The following is a 17,890-nucleotide window of genomic DNA, read 5'->3' on the forward strand; positions in this document are numbered from 1 at the left end:
GAGACCGGCCGTGCCGGTGATCAGCGCTACCAAGGACGTGGACACACTCACCATGACGTTCGTCGCCGAGTTCGAGGCGACGGTGGAGAGGGTCTGGCAGATCTGGGCCGACCCGCGCAAGCTGGAGCGCTGGTGGGGGCCGCCGGCCTGGCCGGCCACCTTCGAGCGGTTCGAGTTCGAGCCGGGCGGGCAGGCGCGCTACTACATGACCGGCCCGGACGGGACGAAGGCCCACGGCTGGTGGACGATCACGGCGATCGAGGCGCCGCACCGTCTGGAGTTCGACGACGGGTTCGCCGACGAGAACGCCGAACCGATCGACCCGAAGGACGCCATGCACGACACGGTCACGATCGAGGCCGCCGGCGACCGGACCCGGATGACCACGGTGACCTCGTTCAGCAGTGTGGAACAGCTGGAACGGATGGTCGAGATCGGCGTGGAGGAGGGCATGCGGGAAGCCCAGAACCAGATCGACGAGCTGCTCGCCGCCTGACCGCCGCCCGCCACTTCACCAGGCGGCGGGCGCCGGGCGGGGCGGCGGGCGCCGGGCGGGGCGGCGGGCGCCGGGCGGGGCGGCGGGCGGCGGGCCGGGGGCACCGGGCCGGGGGCGCCGGGCGGGAACCGGCCACGTGAAGCGCCCGCTGCGGGTAGCGTCGGGGGCGTCCGACGTGCCGGATGGGAGGCCGACCGTGATGCCGCCGACCGTGATGCCGATGACGGCCGCGTGCCCGGCATGACGCGCGGCCTGCTGGGGCTCCTCGGTTCGCAGGGTGACGGCTCGCCCGCCGACGCCCGGGAGCGGATCGCCGAGTTGACCGCGGCCCTCGCCGAGCGGGACGCCGAGCTGGAGCGGCTGCGCGCCGACCGGGAGGCCCGGGCGCAGAGCGCTCAGGTCGACCAGGTGCGGCTCAACCAGCGGCTGCGCCGGCGGGCGAAGGAGGCGATCGACAGCACCGCCGCGGTGATCGGCGGGAAGCTGGAGGACGTGGTGGTGCAGGTCGGCGCCGCGCGGGACTCGGCGGCCGCCACCCAGGAGCGGGTGACGATCACGAATGTGGCGGCCGAGGCGCTGGTGCAGCGGGCGCACAGCGCCGACGAGGCGGCCACCGCGCTCAACGCCAGCCTGCGGCAGGTCGCCGGGATCGCCGGCGTGATCTCCCGGATCGCCTCGCAGACCCGGCTGCTCGCGCTGAACGCCACCATCGAGGCGGTCCGGGCCGGTGCGGCCGGCAGCGGGTTCGCCGTGGTCGCCGACGAGGTGAAGGGCCTGGCGGACACGACAGCGGACTCGACCGAGCAGATCACGAGCACCGTCGCGGCGCTGGAGGCGGACGTCGCGCAGATGGGCGAGACGCTCACCGCGATCATCCGGGACGTCGGCGAGATCGAGGACGCGATGCGTCAGCTGGGCGGGATCGCGGACCGGCAGAACGACATCGTGACGCAGCTGCACCAGAGCGTGGACGCCACGATGGCGCAGATCGGCGATCTCTCCGACGTCGCCGAGCGCTTGGAGCGGCGCAAGCACGACCGCCTTCCGGTACGGGGTCAGGTCCTGCTCACCACATCGGGCCGGACGATCACGGCGGAGGCGGTGGATCTCAGCGCCGACGGAGTGGGCTGCACGACGCCGGCCGGGTCGCCGTTCACGGTCGGCGACGAGGCCCGCGCCGAGTTCGCCTTCGACGGCCTCCGGGGGGCCGCCGAGGCACGGGTGGCCCGCCGCGTGGTGCGGGGCGACGGGGCCGTCGAGCTGGGGCTGGAGTTCCTGGACGCGCCGGACGACCTGCGCGCCGCCATCGAGGACTACCTGGCGAGGCAGGGCGCCGCTCGATCGTGAGGAGAGCGGGGCTGGGCGCCGCTCGATCGTGAGGAGAGCGGGGCTAGGCGCCGCTCGATCCCGCGAACGAGCCGTTCTTCGCGAAGTACGCGTCCATCGTGTCGGTGAGCAACGCCGCGAACAACTCGCCGCACGCCTCGGGCACCAGCCGGTTCGCGGTGCCGGCGGCGCTGCGCACGTACCCGTCGGACGGCAGCGTGGTGAACGACAGGTCGTCCGGCCGCAGACCGGAGAGGTCGCGGGCCACGCCGGCCAGGTTCATCCCGGAGTCGACGACGAGGGAGCCGGCGATCGCGGTGACGAACTCGTCCATCTTCAGCGGGTGGGCCAGGACGCCCAGCGAGGTGACCTTCTCGGCGAGCGCGCGCAGGTACTGCTGCTGCCGCTTGACCCGGTCGAAGTCGCCGTTCGGCAGGCCGTACCGCTGGCGGACGTAGACCTCGGCCATCCGGCCGTCGAGGTGGTGCCGCCCGGCCCGGAACGTCACGCCGGTCCGCTTGTCCCGGACGGTCCGGGCGACCCGCACGTCGACGCCGCCGACCACGTCGGTGATCCGCCGGACGCCGGCGAAGTCGACCCGCACCACGTTGTCGATGGTCACGCCGGTGAGGTGGCTGACCACCTGCACCATCAGGGGCGCGCCGCCCCACGCGTACGCTGCGTTGATCTTGGTTTTGCCGCCCGCCCACTTGCCGGCGACCGGTGGGATGTAGACGTAGGAGTCGCGCGGGATCGACACGACGGAGGCGTCCGATCCGTCGCCGTCGACGTGCACCAGCATGATCGTGTCGCTGCGGGACTGGGCGGCCGTCCAGCCCTTGCGGGTGTCCACGCCGAGCACCAGGAAATTGCGGGCGTGCCCCGCCGCCGCGGGCAGATCCACCGACGAGGAACGCGCCGACTTGCGGATCCACGACTGGTACTCCGGCGGCGCCGTGATCGGTGGCAGCGCCGCCGCGTCGGCCAGCACGTCGTCGCGCCCGATCAGATCGTTGAACCGGTACGCGAGCACGCCGCTGGTCACCACGACCGGCCCGGCGACGAGCGCGAGCAGCGCGCAGAGAACGGTCAGGACCTTCCCCCAGCGGGGCATTCGCCTCCAGCGCGACAACGGGGCACCTTCCGACGGCGGGCGGGCGGACACTCCGAAGATCGGCAGGGTGCCCGGAATCCCTGAGCGTCAGCCCTCCACGCCCGTCGCCTCGTCGGAACTACCCACCGGCTTCGACTCCGGTGACCCGCGCTGCCGCAGGTAGATCGAGAGGATCACCATCGAGGCGACGGCGAGCAACTCGGACTGCCAGTTCTGCAGGGTGCGATTCCAGAAGTCCGGTTCGGTGAGGTACTGCGCCCAGGTGACCGGCTCCTGCAGGTCACGCAGCCGCTCCTCGTTGAACGCGGCCGTCCCGGCGATCGACTGGGTCAGCCAGGAGAGCACGAAGAGCGTACCCATGACCAGGCCCAGGGAATTCGCGAAGAGTGACCCGCGCAGGCCGCCGAGGTGCGCCCAGCGCGGCGAGGCGTCCGTGGCGAACGCGCCGGCCTTCTGATCACGGTCGGACTCGGGCCCCTCCTTGCCGAGCTCCTTCGACTCCGGCGACCCCTTCTGCACGAGCCAGACCGTCAGCCAGATGTAGAGGAAGAACTGGAGGTACTCGGACTGCCAGTTCTCGGCGACGTCGACGCCGAAGCTGGCCGAGGTGAGGTACCGGCCCAGCGAGATCGGCTCCATTCCGGCCGCGACCTGCTGCTGGTTGTAGTCGGCGTGCCCGGCGAAGGCCTGCCCGACGAGCACGATCAGGAAGAGCGCCCCGAAGACGAGACCCAGGGAGTTCTCCCTCAGGAAGCGTCTCATCGGTGCAGCACCCCCAGCGTGGCGAAGTACGCCAGACCGCCGACCACGATCATCAGAAGCAGCCAGAACTGAAACCGCATCATCCCTCCACGACACAGTCGTAGGGACGGTCGCCCTGCGGCGTGCAGCCGGCCGCCACCACACGCCAGCCGCCGGGGAACATGCCCAGGAAAACCGTCTCGTCGCCGAGCCGGACGAGAGCGCGCTGGCCGTACACCCGGGCGTCGGTGACCGGCGACGGCGCCGGCAGCGGCTCGCTCAGAACGCCCTCCGCGCAATCCTCGCCGATCTTCTCCGCGGTGGCGGGCGCCAGGACGCCGCAGGCGGCCGCGCCGTCGCGTTCGGCGACGGCCGTGAGGAAGGACGACGCCACCGCTGCGGCCGCGTCGGAACGATCCTCGACAAACCCGCAGCCTGCGATCAGAAGCAGACACACGGACACAGAGAGCCATCGCACGCCGGGAGGGTGCCCCTGTTCAGCGCCGTGGAAACACTCCGGGCATCGGATCGGTGAGGTACCGCTGCACGGTGGGGCCGATCGCCGCCACCACCACCTCGGGCGGCGCCGACGCCAGCGGCTCGACTTTGATGACGTAGCGGGCCATCGCCATCCCGACCATCTGACTGGCCGCGAGGGTGACGCGGAGCTGCCCCTCGGCCTCGTCGAGACCCAGTTTCGGCACCGCCCGGCGCAGGATCTGGGTGAGGATGAACTCGCGGAACAGTTTCGTGGTCCACTCGGTGCCGACCACCGAGCGCAGCAACGCCACCCCGGCCGCGCCGCGCGGGCCGTCCCAGATCTCCAGGAAGACCCGGACGAACCGCTCGCCCACCTCGGACCGGTCCCCGGCCGCCGCCTCGGCGATCACGTCGAGCGGGTCCATCGGCGAGTTCATCGCCGCCAGGAAGAGCTTGTCCTTGGCGCCGAAGTAGTGGTGCACCAGCGCCGGGTCGACCCCGGCACCGGTGGCTATCCCCCGGATCGAGGCGCCGTCGAACCCCTTCTCGGCGAACGCGGCGCGCGCCGCCGCAAGGATCGCCTCACGGGTGTCCGGGTTTCCGGGACGGCGTCCGGTCCGTCGCACCACTCAACAGCCCCCTATCCCGTCCTGCGGCGCAGGGTCGCCGCGCCGAGGATCAGCGCCACCACGATCGCGCCGACCACCACGATGAGATCACGCCACATCGTCGCGGTCGCCTCCGCATGGGCGCCCACCTCGGTCAGCGCCTCCACCGAGTAGGAGAGCGGCAGCACGTTGCTGATCGCCTGCAACCAGCCGGCCATCTGGTCACGGGCCACGAACAGCCCGCAGAGCAGCAGCTGCGGCGCGGCCACCACCGGCATGAACTGCACGGCCTGGAACTCGGTGCGGGCGAACGCGCTGCACAGCAGGCCCAGGGCGACGCCGAGCACGGCGTTGGCCACGGCGATCAGGATCACCAGGCCGACGCTGCCGGCGGTCGTCATGCCGAGCATCCAGTAGGCGAACCCGGCCGCGACCGACGCCTGCAGGGTCGCCGCGAGACCGAACGCCACCCCGTACCCGAAGAGAAGGTCGAGTTTGCCGACCGGCGTGGTGAAGAGCCGTTCCAGGGTGCCGTTGGTGCGCTCGCGGAGCATCGCGATGCTGGTGATCAGGAACATCACGATGAACGGGAAGACGCCGAGCATGATCAGGGCGATCCGGTCGAAGGCGCCGGGGCGTCCCTCGTACATGAAGTAGATGAGCGTGATCAGCAGCGTGGGGACCACGACGATCATCGCGATGGTCCGCGGGTCGTGCCGCAGCTGGTTCAGGATCCGACGGATCGTGTTGAGGAGAATCACGCCGTCACCTCCTGTCTGCGGATCAGGCGCAGGAACGCCTCGTCGAGGTCGTCGGTGCCGGCGGACTGCTTCACCGCGGCCGGGGTGTCGTCGGCGATCAGCACGCCCTGGCGGATCAGCAGCAGCCGGTCGCAGCGGTTCGCCTCGTCCATCACGTGGCTGGAGACCAGCACCGTGGCGCCGTCCGCGGCGAGCCGGCGGAAGTGGTTCCAGAGCTCGTCGCGCAGCACCGGGTCCTGTCCGACGGTCGGCTCGTCGAGGACCAGGACCTCGGGCCGGCTGACGATCGCGCAGGCCAGCGAGGCCCGGCTGCGCTGCCCGCCGGAGAGGTCGGACACCAGCTGGTCCGCGTGGGTCTCCAGACCGACCGCGGCCAGCGCCTCATCCGATGTCCGCGCGGAGATCCGGTACAGCGACCCGAAATATCGGATGTTCTCCCGCACCGTCAGGTCCGCGTAGACACTGGGCGCCTGCGTCACATACCCGATCTTGCGACGCAGCGGCGCGGACCCGGCCGGGTGACCCAGCACCGTCACCGTGCCCGCCGCGACGACCTGCACCCCGACGATCGCGCGCATCAATGTCGTCTTGCCGCTGCCGCTGGGCCCGAGCAGGCCGGTGACGCTGCCTCGCGGTATCTCACAGTCGAACGCGTCGAGCACGACGCGTCTGCCTCGCTTGACCACGAGGCCCTTGACTTCGATCATGCGTGCCTCCCCTGAAACTCATCACTTGATGAGTTTCACGGTAGACCTCCCGCACGGCAGATTTCAACACGTGATGAATTCCGACAGCACCGCCTTCACGTCCTCGTCGGTGAGCTGGGCGAAATCGTCGTACCACTGCCCCACGGCGGCGAACCGGTCCGGCGCGGACAGGCAGACCACCTCCGCCTCCGCGCTCAGCGCGTCCCGCGCCGACGGCGCGCCGACCGGCACCGCCAGCACCACCCGCTCCGCGCCGTGCCCGCGCAGCCAGAGGATCGCGGCCCGGGCCGTCACCCCGGTCGCCAGCCCGTCGTCGACCAGCACCACCGTCCGGCCGCGCACCGCCGGCGCCGGCCGGTCACCCCGGTAGTCGCGGATCCGCCGCTTCAGCTCCACCCGTTCCGCGGCCAGGGTCGCCGCCATGCCGGCCTCGGTGGCGCCGGCATAGCGAAGGTTGTCCCGGTCGAAGACGGGCGGCCCGTCCTCGGCGATCGCGCCGACGCCGAACTCCGGGTGCCCCGGCGCGCCGATCTTGCGGGCCACCACGATGTCCAGGCCGGCCTTGAGCCGTTTCGCCACCGGCTCGGCGACCGGCAGGCCGCCGCGCGGCAGGCCGAGGATCAGCGGATGGTCCAGCTCCGCGGAGACCAGCCGCTCCGCGAGCGCGATCCCCGCCGCCGTGCGATCCGCGAAGATCATGGTGACACCGGCACGGCGAGGTGCATCTGGAAGAAGCCGGCCGCCTCCTCGGCGACCTGCTCCAGCGCGCCCGGCTCGGAGAACAGGTGCGTCGCGCCCGCGATCACCCGCAGCTCGGCGCTGATCCGCATGGTGTTGCGCGCCTGCTCGTTGAGGTCGACCACGTTCACGTCACGCTCGCCGACGATCAGCATCGTGGGCGCGCGCACCTCCAGCAGCGCCGGGCCGGCCAGATCCGGGCGGCCGCCACGGGACACGACGGCGCGTACCGCCTCCGGCCGGGCCGCCGCCGCCACCAGGGCCGCTCCCCCGCCGGTGCTCGCACCGAACAGGCCGAACGCCAGCGCGGCGGTCGGCGGATGGTTCCGCGCCCAGTCGATGATGCCGATCACCCGGTCGGCGAGCAGGCCGATGTCGAACCGCAGCAGGCCGGTACGCTCGTCGGCCACCTCCTCGTCCGGCGTCAGCAGATCAGCGAGCAGGGTGGCGAACCCGTACTGGTTCAGTTCCGCCGCCACGATCTGGTTCCGCGGGCTGTGGCGGGAGCTACCGCTGCCGTGGGCGAAGATGACCAATCCGGCCGGGTGCTCCGGCAGAGTCAGGTCGCCGTCCAGCCGTACCCCGCCGGCGTTGATCCGTTCTTGGGTCTTCCAACTGGTCATGCCCTGGGGAGTACCCGTCCGAGCTGCGGATACGCCTCACCGGTTTGCCTCAGCAGCGCCCCGCGCGCACCGATCAGGAGAGAGAAGAATGTCCACGGGGGTCGGAGCCGCCATGTCCATTTCCCGTTTGAACCGCAGCCAGCCGGCGCCCCCGGTGACAGGCGCCCGGCCGGTCCGGGCCCGTAGCCAGAGCGCCCGCGAGGACGCCGCCTCGCTGACCGACCGGGACCGGGAGCTGATCCTGCAGGCCACCGGCCAGAGCATCAAACCCGGTGAGCCGAACGCCGGCTGGATCAACTCGCTGGCCGCCGCGATCGCCGCCGACCGGACCGCCGGCCGTCTCGCGCCCGGCCAGGAGGTGACAGCCGCCTATCTGCGGGATCTGTCCCGGCGGTACGACCGGGCGGGCGGCCGCAACCCGGTCGCCGGATATCTCGAACCCGCGCTGCGGCACCTGGAGAAGCAGGGCGCAGGCGGCGGGCGGCTCGACGTGAGCGCCTGACCACCCCCGTCGGGACAGGCGCCCCGCCCGTCAGGGTGCGCGCTGGGTCCGCTCGACCAGCGCCGCCGCGACATCGCGCAGCTTGCGGTTGCTGTCCTGGGAGACCTTGGTGAGGATGGCGAACGCCTCGTCCGGCGAGCACCGCCGCTCGCCCATGATGATTCCCTTGGCCTGCTCGATCACGGCCCGGCTCTCCATCGCGGCCTGCATGTGCTGGGCCAGGCTCGCGGTGCTGTCGTAGAGGTGGGCGTTCGCGAGCGCCACCGACGCGTACCCGGCGAACGTCCCGGCCAGCGTCACACCGTCGTCGTCGAAACCGTGCGGCCGCTCGCCGTACAGGGTGAGCGCCCCCGCCATGCTGTCGCCGATCGGCAGGCCCGCCGAGAGCACACTGCCGAACCCGGCCTCGGCGGCGAGCCTCGGCCAGCCGTCCCAGCGCTCGTCGTTCGCGGTGTCCGGAACCGCGACCGTGGTCCGGTGCAGCGCCGCGTCGAGGCCGGGTCCGGCAGCCCCCGCGTACTGACGCTCGTCGAGCAGCAGCGCCGCCGGGCCGGTGTGCGCCCCGGCGTACGCGTCCCCGTCGCGGATCATGGTGATCGACACCTGCCCGGCGCCGGGCAGGGTCCGCCGGGCGAGGTCCGCGACCTGATGCAACACACCATCGAGGTCGGTCTCACCCAGCTTGATGCGGCCGAGTTCAGCGAAGATGCGACCGGTTTCCGCGGAATCGGTCGGGTCGTGCGCCTTCAACGTCAGAGGATCCCCGCAGCGGTGCGCGATCCGCCGCCGGCGGGTCGCGTGGGTAACGGTGTCGCTGCCCGGAGGACCACACGATCCCCGGACCCGCGCCGCTGCTTGACGCCGGAAGGCCCTCGTCGATGAACGACTCCGGCCGCAGGAGCCAGATAATACCCAATGGGTTATCCCCGCGCTCATCCGGGAAATCTCCGGTGCCGGGCACTCACCTGAGGAGAAACTCGATGCCATGACGCCCGAGCTCGCCGACCCGACCGCAGCCCTGCACGAGCTGGGCCGGATCGCGCTGAGCGACACCGATCTCGAGGGCGTCCTCGAGCAGGTGGCGACGCTGGCGAAACGAGCGGTGCCGGGCGCGTTCGAGGTGTCCGTGACGCTGATCCGCTCCCCCGGCCCGCGCACCGTGGCATGCACCGGCGACGCCGCCCTCTGGATCGACAAGTGGCAGTACGAGAACGCCCGCGGCCCCTGCCTCGCCGCCGCCGCCACCCAGACCACGCTGCTCGTCGACGACGTCCGCGCCGAAGTTCGCTGGCCCGGCTGGCAGGACCACGCCGGCTCGGTCGGCGTGCACAGCGTCCTCTCGGTCGGCCTGCCCGTCCACGAGACGGTGACCGGCGCGCTCAACATCTACGCCACCACCGTGCGCGCCTTCGGCGAGGACTCGCTGCTGCTCGCCGAGACGTTCGCCGGTTACGCCGCGGTCTGCCTGGCGAACGCCTGCCTCTACGACACGACCGCCGCCCTGGCCCGCCAGATGCAGGTCGCGATGGAGAGCCGGGCCGTGATCGAACAGGCCAAGGGCATCATCATGAGCCAGCGCCGATGCACCGCGGACGAGGCCTTCACGATCCTCGCCAAGGCGTCCCAGAGCGCCAACCGCAAACTCCGCGACGTCGCCACCACCCTGGTCGAACGAGCTTCCCGCCCCTGAGGTTCTCCCATCGGGTACGCCGTGACCCGCCCCCAGCCGCAGCCGACCCGTCCCGCCCCCGCCGGCACGAGACCCGGGTGCGACGCAGGGCCGCGGGGCCCCCATCCGGCCGAGGTCGATCCCGCCCCTGCACGGTGATGCCCCGACGCACTCCCCGCGCAGCCGCCTCAAACCCGAGCCGCACGCCAGCGGTGGCGTGGATGAGGTCACACGCAACGGCTGTGCCACGGGATCAGGTCACACGCAACGCCGGTGCCACGGGATCAGGTCACACGCAACGGCTGCGTGGCGATCCATCAACGCCGGGGCCGGGATGGAAGCACACGAACCGTTTCCGTGCGACCTCATCGCGGCCGGCATGAGCCTCGGTGCGCCGCAGCCCTCGCGACAGAGCCGCATCGTGAGCCGCCACCCACGCACGAGCCCACCCTGAGCCGCCCCGCCGTTCACCACCCGAACGGGAGATCAACGCAGCCCGAGTGGCATCATGCGCGCCAGCCGTAGCCGGCGCAGGGTTTGCGGGCGGGGAACCTGCGTCGGCTACGGCTCGGGGACGGCGGGTCAGGACTTGCGGAGGCGGACGGCCACCGTGTCGTTCTGCTGGATCAGCTCGGCGTGGTAGCCGGGCGTGGTCACGACGACCCGGGCGAAGCGGCCGCGGATCTTGCGGGCCTTCAGGACCGGGACGGCCTTGTCCCGGTCGTACTTCTTCGGCTCGACGGCGATCTCCAGGACGGTCCGGGCGCCGATCACGGCCTCCTCGTGCACGGTCAGCGGGGGCGCGCCGTGCGGGCGGACCGTCGCGGCGAGGGTGCCGGCGCTGAGCCGCAGCGCGCCGCCGATGTGGACCTTCTCGGCGTCCAGGCGCAGGGTGCCGCCGGTGACCGTGACGGAGCCCGAGCCGAGGGCGTTCTTCGCGGCCGCGACCAGGGTGCCCTGCGCGACGGTGGTCCCGCCCTTGAACTCGTTGTCGCCGGTCAGGGTCAGCGCGCCGGTGCCCAGCTTGATCAGGCCGCCGCGGCCGACGATGTCGTTGCGCCACGTGTCGGCGGCCGCGAACCCGCCGGCGGCGGCGTCCAGGCTGACCGCGACCGTGGTGTCGAACGCGCCGTAGCCGTCGGCCGCGGTGAACAGGTCGAGCCGGCCCCACTGCTCGCCGCCGTCGAGCAGCGGGTTGCCGGCGGCCAGGGCGGTGGTGCGCAGGACCTCACGGCGCTGCGCGGCGTCGAGGTACGGCATACGGGTCTCGAGCAGCACCTCGGCGCCCTTGGGGACGACGAACGGAGCGCGGGAGGCGGCGCTGTTGCGGGTGCGGGGCAGCCCGTAGGTCTGCTTCGGCTTGACGATCGCGGCGTTGCGGGAGCGGTCCCCGTACCCGTCGGACGTGGGGGAAGAGTGGGCGAAGGCGCGGACGTCCGTACCCACCCGGGCCTGGAAATAGGCGAGCGCCTGGGCGCGCGCCTCGGCCTTGAGCGTCGCGTTGGCCGCGTCGCCGAGGATCGCCGCGGCCAGCGCGGTGCCGAGGATGCGGCCGCCGATCACGTCGACCGGGGAGTGCATGCCGGCGACGATCCGGGTCTCGGCCAGGTCGTACGCCGCCGTGATCATCTCCTGGAAGCGCTCCGGCACGGCGTAGGCGAGCGCGATCGAGGCGAGGTAGAGCGCGTTGGTGTGGCCGCTGACGTAGCCGCCGTCCTCGGCCGGGTTGGTGCTGCGCTGGCGGAGCAGTTGCGGGACCACGATGGTGTCCGCGTCGTAGACCGGGTAGCCGAGCGCGTCGGTCGCGCCGGTGGGCACGACCTCGCTGTCGGCGGTCATCCGCCACGGGCGCGGGTACTGGTACGCGAACTTCGCCGGGTTGCCGGAGGAGTAGTTGCCGCGCAGCGTGTTGACCAGCGTGACGACCTTGCCGAGCGCGGAGCTGGTGGAGCCGGCGCCGATCGCCGAGCCCGCGGGCGCGCCGGCCGGGACCGCGTCGCTGACCGTGGTCGCGGGGGTCGTGGCGGGCGCCGACGTGATGCTGGTGACGGCGAGCGCGCCGGCCTTGTAGACGTCGGCGAGCGGGCCGAGACCGGCGATCACCGAGTAGCTCTGGTGCTGGCGGTCCACGACGAACGCGCGGGCGGCCTCGGCGTCGGTGCGCTCGTGCGTGGTCTTCACGCAGTAGCGGACGTTGGCGCGCAGGAACGCCTCGTCGAGCACGGTCCCGGTGTTCCACGCGGTGCCGGTGGCCCAGACCTGCTTCATGCCGGACAGGATGCGGACCGCGGCGTTGGTCTCGGCGGTCAGGTTCGCGGTGATGTTCGTCTGGTAGCTGTCCACGAAGGCGGGAAGAATCGCCTTGTCAGCCGCGACACCGGCGGAGGAGAGCAGCGAGGGGCCGGCGATCAGGCCGGCGGTTCCGGCGGCGGAAGCGCGCAGCAGAGTACGGCGGCTGAGGTTCATGTGCGGGGCTCCGAGGCATGCGGGGGCAAGATCGCGCCCAGCTTTCGGGTACCCGGCGAAGATCATCCCAACTCTCCGTGTTGTGAGCGTGAACAACGGAGAAAACGGCTGATCGGCCCGGTTCCGTAACTCGACGTCCGCCGATATCTTCCGGACATGCTCCGACAGGGAATCCTCGCGGCCGGCGTCCTCGCCGCCGCCCTGCTCGCCGCCCCCGCCCCGGCGCACGCCGCCGGCGGCTCCTTCGACGTGCTCACCTACAACATCGCCGGTCTGCCCGAGCTGCTCTCCAGTGCCGAAGTGGACCGGAAGACCGCGACCACCGCGATCGGGCAGCGGCTCGCGCCTTACGAGGTCGTGCACGTCCAGGAGGACTTCAACTACCACGCCCACCTGTACGCGGCGGACACCACGCACGCCCACCGGACTCCGACCAGTGGCGGCGCGGGCATCGGCTCCGGGCTGAACAGCCTGGCCACTGTCCCCTACGACACCGACGACTTCGAGCGCGGCGACTGGGACTCCTGCCAGCTCGACTCCGGCGACTGCCTCACCCCGAAGGGCTTCACGTTCGCCCGGCACCGGATCGCCGGCGGCGTCTTCGTCGACTTCTACAACCTGCACACCAACGCCGGCACCAGCGCCGGCGACCAGGAGTCGCGCGCCGGCAACCTGCGCCAGCTCAGCGCGTTCATCGCCACCCACTCGGCGGGGAACGCGGTGATCGTCATGGGCGACACGAACACCCGGTACACCCGGGCCGCCGACACCATCCGGGAATTCGTCGCGGCGAACGGCCTCACCGACGCGTGGGTGAAGCTGGAACGCGGCGGGACCGCCCCGGCCGCCGGGTCGGACGCGCTGCTCTGCGACGCGGCGGCGATCACCGACAGCTGCGAGGTCGTCGACAAGGTGCTCTACCGGAGCAGCCGGGCGGTCACGCTGACGGCGACCGGGTACCACAACGAGCACGCCGGGTTCGTCACCGCCGACGGGCTGATGCTCTCCGACCACTTCCCGATCAGCACGTCGTTCAGCTGGACGGCCAACCCGGCGTACCAGGTCGGTGATCCGTTCGGCGGGCCGCACGGCAGCCACTTCACCGACATCGACGCGGCCGGGCCGCTCACCACGATCGGGCTGCGCGCCGGGTCCCGCGTCGACCAGGTGTCGGCGGGCCTCGCGGGCGGAGGCACGCTGGTCCACGGCGGCAGCGGGGGCACCGCCACGTCGCTCACCCTGCGCAGCGGGGAATACGTGACGAGCGCCCGGTTGTGCCGCGGCAAGCACAACGGACAGACCCGGATCTTCTCCGCGACGTTCACGACCAGCCTCGGCGCCGGCGTCACCGGCGGGACGACCACTGCGGACTGTGTGACCAGCACCGCGCCGGCCGGATGGCAGATCGCCGGCTTCCACGGCCGGGGCGGCGACGAGGTGGACAGGCTCGGGTTCATCTACACCCGTCGCTGACGTGTACGTCACTTCCCGTGTCAGCGGGCATCCGGCCGGGGTAACCGGGTGCCCGCCGACGACGCGCGGGAGGCGCAGATGTACGAGATCACCGAGACCCGGACACCGCAGAAACGGACCTGGCTGCGGGTCTTCCTGACCGGGCTCGGCCTGTGGCTGCTGACCGTCGTGGTCACGTTCGCCACCGGCAACCCCAATCTGGTGCCCACCCTGGTCCTGCTCGGCAGCTTCCTGGTGCCCGTCACGTTCGTGCTCTGGGCGTACGGCCGGCGGCACAGCAGCGAGGTCACCTCGGAGCTGCTGTTCAGCACGTTCGTCACCGGCGGCGTGCTCGGCGTGCTGTCGGCGTCGCTGCTCGAGACGTACCTCCTGCACCCGTCGCCGTTCCTGTTCGGCGGCGTCGGCCTGATCGAGGAGGCGGCGAAACTGGCCGCGCTCGCCTTCCTCTGCCGCGGACTGCAGCACAAGTACGCGATCGACGGCGTGATCCTGGGCGCCTCGGTCGGCTTCGGTTTCGCCGCGTTCGAGTCCGCCGGGTACGCGTTCACCGCGCTCTTCACCGAGAACGGCCTCTCCGTCGTCACGCTCGTCCAGACCGAACTGCTGCGCGGCGTGCTCGCCCCGGTCGGTCACGGACTGTGGACGGCCATCCTCGGCGGCGTGCTCTTCTCGGCGAGCGGACGGCGGCACTACGCGTTCACCGGGCGGCTCGTCCTGACGTACCTCGGGGTGGCTCTGCTGCATGCGCTCTGGGACGCCATGCACAGCATCGCGCTCGTCGTCACGCTGGTGCTGACCGGCACGCCGTACGAGGTGGAACTGCTCGGCCGCGGCTACGAACCGTCGTTCACCAGTTCGCAGGCGCACGTGTTCACCGTGCTGTCCTGGGGCGGGCTCGTGCTGGTCTCGCTGATCGGGGTGCTCTGGCTGGTTCGGGTGCGCCGCCGCGCGGACCGGGAGGACCGGGGCCTGTACTGGCGGTTCTGAGCTTTCGCAAGCCAGCCTCCTCCAGGTGGACCGCGACAGGCCGCCGGCGGCGAACCTACGTTCTACAGACGTGGACCCCTTACTCGCCGGCGACCTCGCCGCCCTCCCCGAACTGCTGCAGGCGACCCGCGACTACGCGACACGGCTCCTCGCCGGACTCGGGGAGCGGCCCGTCGCCCGTACCCCCGAAGCGCCGAGCCCGGCCACCCTCCCGGCGCACGGGGTCGGCGCCGCCGGCGCGCTGGACCTCTTCGACAAGCGCTGGGCGCCCGGGTTCTCGGCGAGCGCCGGACCCCGCTACCTCGGCTTCGTCACCGGCGGCGCGACACCCGCCTCACTCGCCGGTGACTGGCTGACCGGCGCCCTCGACCAGAACGGCTCCAACCGGTCCGGCTCGACCGCCGCCGACCTGGAGGACGAGACCGCCGGGTGGCTGCGGGACATGTTCGGGCTCGGCGACGGCTTCACCGGCGCGTTCGTCTCCGGCGCCACCATGTCGAACGTCGTCGGCCTCGCGATCGCCCGGGAATGGCTCGGCGAGCAGCTCGGGGTGAGCATCGCGCAGCAGGGGGTGGGCGCGCTCGGCGAGGTGACCGTCCTCTCCGGCACGCCGCACTCCAGCACCGTGAAAGCCCTCGCCATGCTCGGCATCGGCCGCGACGCGCTGCGCCTGGTCCCGACGCTGCCGGACCGGGAGGCCGTCGACGTGGCCGCTCTGGAGGCGGCGCTGCGGGACCTCGGCGGGCGGCCGGCGATCGTGGTGGCGAACGCCGGAACGGTGAACACCGTGGACTTCGACGATCTGCGGGCGATCGCCGCGCTCCGCTCCGAGTATCCGTTCTGGCTGCACACGGACGCCGCGTTCGGCGCGTTCGCGGCGCTGTCCCCGGAGCACGCGCACCTGGTCGACGGGCTGGACGCGTCCGACTCGGTCTGCGTCGACCTGCACAAATGGCTCAACGTGCCGTACGACTCGGCGGTCCAGTTCACCCGCCGCCGTGACCTGCAGGTCCGGGTCTTCCAGAACGCGGCGTCCTACCTCGGCGAGCCCGGTCCGCGCCCCGACCACGTGCATCTCACGCCGGAGAACTCGCGGCGCCTGCGTGCCCTGGCCGCCTGGTTCACCCTGACCGCCTACGGCACCGAGGGTCACCGGGAGATCGTCCGGCGCGACATCGCGGCGGCACACCGGCTGGGCGCGCGGCTGGCGGCTCTGCCGGGGGTCCGGCTCCTCTCCCCGGTACGGCTGAACGTCGTCTGCTTCACCTTTCCCGGTGATGTGGCCGCGGCCGTGCGGGCGATCGCGGACGCGGGTGAGGCGTTCCTGACGCCGACCGTCTATCGGGGGGTGCCGGGGTTGCGGGCCGCCTTCAGCAACTGGCGAACCACGGAAGCCGACGTCGACCGAGTAGTCGAGACCCTGCGCGAACACCTGGCGTGACACCGGGGCGGGCCGTCCATGGAATGGGTCAGCCCGAGTGAGCGAGCTTCGCGTGCGGGCTGTGGTGGAACGCATCATGTCGGGCCACGGCGCGTTGTCCGGAGGGCGGGGCGTCCGCAGCGCTTCGCGGAAGTCCGTGGACGCGCTGGGCTCGTAGAGTCCCTAAAACCGACAAGTCGGGAATATGAAGGGCTATGAGCGCACACGGAAAGCGATCGTGTGCGCTGACCACCGCCATAGGGACGATGAACGACCACAAACCGCCAACGTGTGCGCTGGTCGCCGCTGCGGGGCGACGCCGTGAAGTGAGGCGATCACCTATGCCGGCAACGCCCGTCCCCGTGGTCAAAACAGCCGCACCGACACTGCGGACCGGCCGGCCAGGGCGCGCAGGGCACGGCCCACGCCGTTTGCGGAACAGCTTGGCGCGCTGCCGGGCGGTTCAGTGCGGGCGGCGGGCGGCGGGCGGCGGGCGGCGTGGACCTTGCGCGGGCGGCGCGGGCGGCGTGGACCTTGCGTGGGCAGTGGCGCGCGAGGGGCCGGACGGCCCTGCGCCGCGCCGGGGTCGCCGCGGACTCTCGGGGACGGGTCGGGTGCGGTTGGGGGCGGCGTCACGCGTACAAGATGGGGGTTTGTTGCAGTTCGATCAGGACCGGGTGGGTGGGGGCGGCGTCGGTGATGATGCCGCTGACGTCGGTGACCGGGAGGACCTCGAACGGGGAGGCGGCGCCGATCTTCTCGCTGCTGGCGAGGACGAACGTGTCGGCGGCGCGGGAGGCGAGGGTGCGTTTCATGGCGGCCTCGTCGGCGTCGCCGGTGGTCAGGCCGGCCTCGTGGTGGACGCCGGTGACGCCGAGCAGGAAGAGGTCGGCGGTGACGCGGCGGGCGGCCTCGGCGGTGGCGGCGCCGGAGGTGACCGCGGAGTGTTTGAAGAGGCGGCCGCCGAGGATGTAGACCTCCACGGACGGGTGGCTGACCAGTGCGGACGCCACCGTCGGGCTGTGCGTGACGATGGTGGCCTCGAGGTCCGCGGGCAGCGCGGCGGTGACGGCCAGCGCGGTCGTGCCGCCGTCGAGCAGGACCGTGGCGCCGGGGCGGATCAGGGCGGCGGCGGCCCGGGCGACCCGCTCCTTGCCGGCCGCGGCGACAGTGGTCCGGGTCGCATAGTCGGCGGCGGCCGGGGAGATAGGCAGCGCCCCGCCGTAGACCCGCTGGCACAGACCCGCAGCGGCCATCTCGCGCAGGTCGCGCCGGATGCTGTCCTCGGCGATGCCCAGCTCAGCGGCGACATCCTTCGCCACGAGTTTGCCGTCGGCCTGCAGCCGGGCCAGCAGGTAGTCACGTCGCTCCGCCGCCAGCATCCGTGTTTCTCCTCATTATTATCGACTCTTGCGCGTTTCTGACTGTACAGTGCTCCGCATGATGATTCTTATCGCGGGGCCCTACCGCTCCGGTACCGGAGATGACCCCGAGCTGATGGCCGCGAATCTGGCCCGGCTCGAGGAGGCGGCGTGGCCGATCTTCCAGGCCGGCCACGTGCCGATGATCGGTGAATGGGTGGCGCTGCCGGTGCTGCGCGGTGCGGGGCCGGAGCGGGCTGACGAGATCTTCTACCCGACCGCGCGCCGGCTCCTGCAGCACTGCGACGCGGTGCTGCGCCTGCCCGGCGAGTCGACAGGCGCGGACCAGGACGTGAAGATCGCGCAAGAACGCGGAATTCCCGTCTACTACGACCTCGCGGAGATCCCGGCGTGACGG

At 71.9% G+C, this 17,890-nt stretch carries 19 protein-coding genes; 8 read left to right on the forward strand and 11 right to left on the reverse strand.

Annotation, left to right across the window (positions count from 1 at the left end; all coding sequences use genetic code 11):
* Positions 1 to 10 precede the first annotated feature (10 nt).
* Both AMIS_RS27465 and AMIS_RS44700 read left to right on the forward strand, forming a co-directional pair.
* On the forward strand, positions 11 to 496 hold the full coding sequence (locus AMIS_RS27465) for an SRPBCC family protein (protein ID WP_014445692.1): 486 nt from the start codon (positions 11 to 13) through the stop codon (positions 494 to 496).
* A gap of 240 nt (positions 497 to 736) precedes the next feature.
* Positions 737 to 1,843, forward strand: a complete 1,107-nt coding sequence (locus tag AMIS_RS44700) for a methyl-accepting chemotaxis protein (RefSeq protein ID WP_014445693.1) — start codon at positions 737 to 739, stop codon at positions 1,841 to 1,843.
* A gap of 43 nt (positions 1,844 to 1,886) precedes the next feature.
* Here AMIS_RS44700 and AMIS_RS27475 read toward each other — a convergent pair whose 3' ends face one another.
* The 8 genes from AMIS_RS27475 to AMIS_RS27510 all read right to left on the reverse strand — a co-directional run bounded on the left by AMIS_RS27475 (position 1,887) and on the right by AMIS_RS27510 (position 7,594).
* Positions 1,887 to 2,936: an LCP family protein gene (locus AMIS_RS27475; protein WP_014445694.1), complete on the reverse strand. Its 1,050-nt coding sequence runs from the start codon at positions 2,934 to 2,936 to the stop codon at positions 1,887 to 1,889.
* Between the two features lie 87 nt (positions 2,937 to 3,023).
* The gene (locus tag AMIS_RS27480; protein WP_014445695.1) at positions 3,024 to 3,698 is read right to left on the reverse strand and encodes a DUF6766 family protein; all 675 of its coding nucleotides are present in this window, start codon (positions 3,696 to 3,698) and stop codon (positions 3,024 to 3,026) included.
* Between the two features lie 79 nt (positions 3,699 to 3,777).
* Positions 3,778 to 4,134, reverse strand: coding sequence for a hypothetical protein (locus tag AMIS_RS27485; RefSeq protein WP_231859105.1), 357 nt, complete (start codon positions 4,132 to 4,134; stop codon positions 3,778 to 3,780).
* Between the two features lie 40 nt (positions 4,135 to 4,174).
* Positions 4,175 to 4,786, reverse strand: coding sequence for a TetR/AcrR family transcriptional regulator (locus AMIS_RS27490; RefSeq protein ID WP_014445697.1), 612 nt, complete (start codon positions 4,784 to 4,786; stop codon positions 4,175 to 4,177).
* An 11-nt stretch (positions 4,787 to 4,797) separates the two neighbouring features.
* Positions 4,798 to 5,526, reverse strand: coding sequence for an ABC transporter permease (locus tag AMIS_RS27495; RefSeq protein ID WP_014445698.1), 729 nt, complete (start codon positions 5,524 to 5,526; stop codon positions 4,798 to 4,800).
* On the reverse strand, positions 5,523 to 6,233 hold the full coding sequence (locus AMIS_RS27500; RefSeq protein WP_014445699.1) for an ABC transporter ATP-binding protein: 711 nt from the start codon (positions 6,231 to 6,233) through the stop codon (positions 5,523 to 5,525). The genes AMIS_RS27495 and AMIS_RS27500 overlap by 4 nt, the downstream gene beginning before the upstream one ends.
* Positions 6,234 to 6,296: 63 nt before the next feature.
* Positions 6,297 to 6,932 carry a phosphoribosyltransferase gene (locus AMIS_RS27505; RefSeq protein WP_014445700.1) on the reverse strand — a complete coding sequence of 212 codons (636 nt, stop codon included), beginning with the start codon at positions 6,930 to 6,932 and terminating at the stop codon, positions 6,297 to 6,299.
* A complete protein-coding gene (locus AMIS_RS27510) occupies positions 6,929 to 7,594 on the reverse strand; it encodes a dienelactone hydrolase family protein (protein WP_014445701.1) in 666 nt (221 codons plus the stop codon). Before AMIS_RS27510 ends, AMIS_RS27505 begins: the two co-directional genes overlap by 4 nt.
* Before the next feature lie 112 nt (positions 7,595 to 7,706).
* Here AMIS_RS27510 and AMIS_RS27515 point away from each other — a divergent pair, with 112 nt between their 5' ends.
* The gene (locus AMIS_RS27515; RefSeq protein ID WP_157435106.1) at positions 7,707 to 8,096 is read left to right on the forward strand and encodes a hypothetical protein; all 390 of its coding nucleotides are present in this window, start codon (positions 7,707 to 7,709) and stop codon (positions 8,094 to 8,096) included.
* A 30-nt stretch (positions 8,097 to 8,126) separates the two neighbouring features.
* On the opposite strand, the gene AMIS_RS27520 is transcribed toward AMIS_RS27515, so the two are convergent.
* Entirely contained in the window at positions 8,127 to 8,846 is a 720-nt protein-coding gene (locus tag AMIS_RS27520; protein WP_014445703.1) for a GAF and ANTAR domain-containing protein, read from the reverse strand.
* Between the two features lie 235 nt (positions 8,847 to 9,081).
* On the opposite strand from AMIS_RS27520, the gene AMIS_RS27525 reads away from it, so the two are divergent.
* Complete coding sequence (locus tag AMIS_RS27525) at positions 9,082 to 9,786, forward strand: GAF and ANTAR domain-containing protein (RefSeq protein WP_014445704.1); 705 nt, start codon at positions 9,082 to 9,084, stop codon at positions 9,784 to 9,786.
* A 561-nt stretch (positions 9,787 to 10,347) separates the two neighbouring features.
* Here the strand turns inward: AMIS_RS27525 and AMIS_RS27530 are convergent.
* Positions 10,348 to 12,231: a phosphatase PAP2 family protein gene (locus AMIS_RS27530; protein WP_014445705.1), complete on the reverse strand. Its 1,884-nt coding sequence runs from the start codon at positions 12,229 to 12,231 to the stop codon at positions 10,348 to 10,350.
* Positions 12,232 to 12,387: 156 nt separating this feature from the next.
* On the opposite strand from AMIS_RS27530, the gene AMIS_RS27535 reads away from it, so the two are divergent.
* From AMIS_RS27535 to AMIS_RS27545, 3 genes are all read left to right on the forward strand, one after another.
* A complete protein-coding gene (locus AMIS_RS27535) occupies positions 12,388 to 13,704 on the forward strand; it encodes a jacalin-like lectin (RefSeq protein WP_014445706.1) in 1,317 nt (438 codons plus the stop codon).
* Positions 13,705 to 13,752: 48 nt separating this feature from the next.
* Positions 13,753 to 14,691: a PrsW family intramembrane metalloprotease gene (locus tag AMIS_RS27540; RefSeq protein WP_231859106.1), complete on the forward strand. Its 939-nt coding sequence runs from the start codon at positions 13,753 to 13,755 to the stop codon at positions 14,689 to 14,691.
* 70 nt (positions 14,692 to 14,761) lie between these two features.
* Positions 14,762 to 16,132 (forward strand): pyridoxal phosphate-dependent decarboxylase family protein, encoded by a 1,371-nt coding sequence (locus AMIS_RS27545; protein WP_014445708.1) that lies wholly within the window; start codon positions 14,762 to 14,764, stop codon positions 16,130 to 16,132.
* A 611-nt stretch (positions 16,133 to 16,743) separates the two neighbouring features.
* Here the strand turns inward: AMIS_RS27545 and AMIS_RS27550 are convergent.
* Positions 16,744 to 17,493: a DeoR/GlpR family DNA-binding transcription regulator gene (locus AMIS_RS27550; RefSeq protein WP_014445709.1), complete on the reverse strand. Its 750-nt coding sequence runs from the start codon at positions 17,491 to 17,493 to the stop codon at positions 16,744 to 16,746.
* A 58-nt stretch (positions 17,494 to 17,551) separates the two neighbouring features.
* Between AMIS_RS27550 and AMIS_RS27555 the strand changes: the two genes are divergently transcribed.
* Positions 17,552 to 17,887, forward strand: coding sequence for a hypothetical protein (locus AMIS_RS27555; RefSeq protein ID WP_014445710.1), 336 nt, complete (start codon positions 17,552 to 17,554; stop codon positions 17,885 to 17,887).
* Positions 17,888 to 17,890: the final 3 nt, after the last annotated feature.

It is taken from the genome of Actinoplanes missouriensis 431 (assembly GCF_000284295.1).
GTDB lineage: Bacteria > Actinomycetota > Actinomycetes > Mycobacteriales > Micromonosporaceae > Actinoplanes > Actinoplanes missouriensis.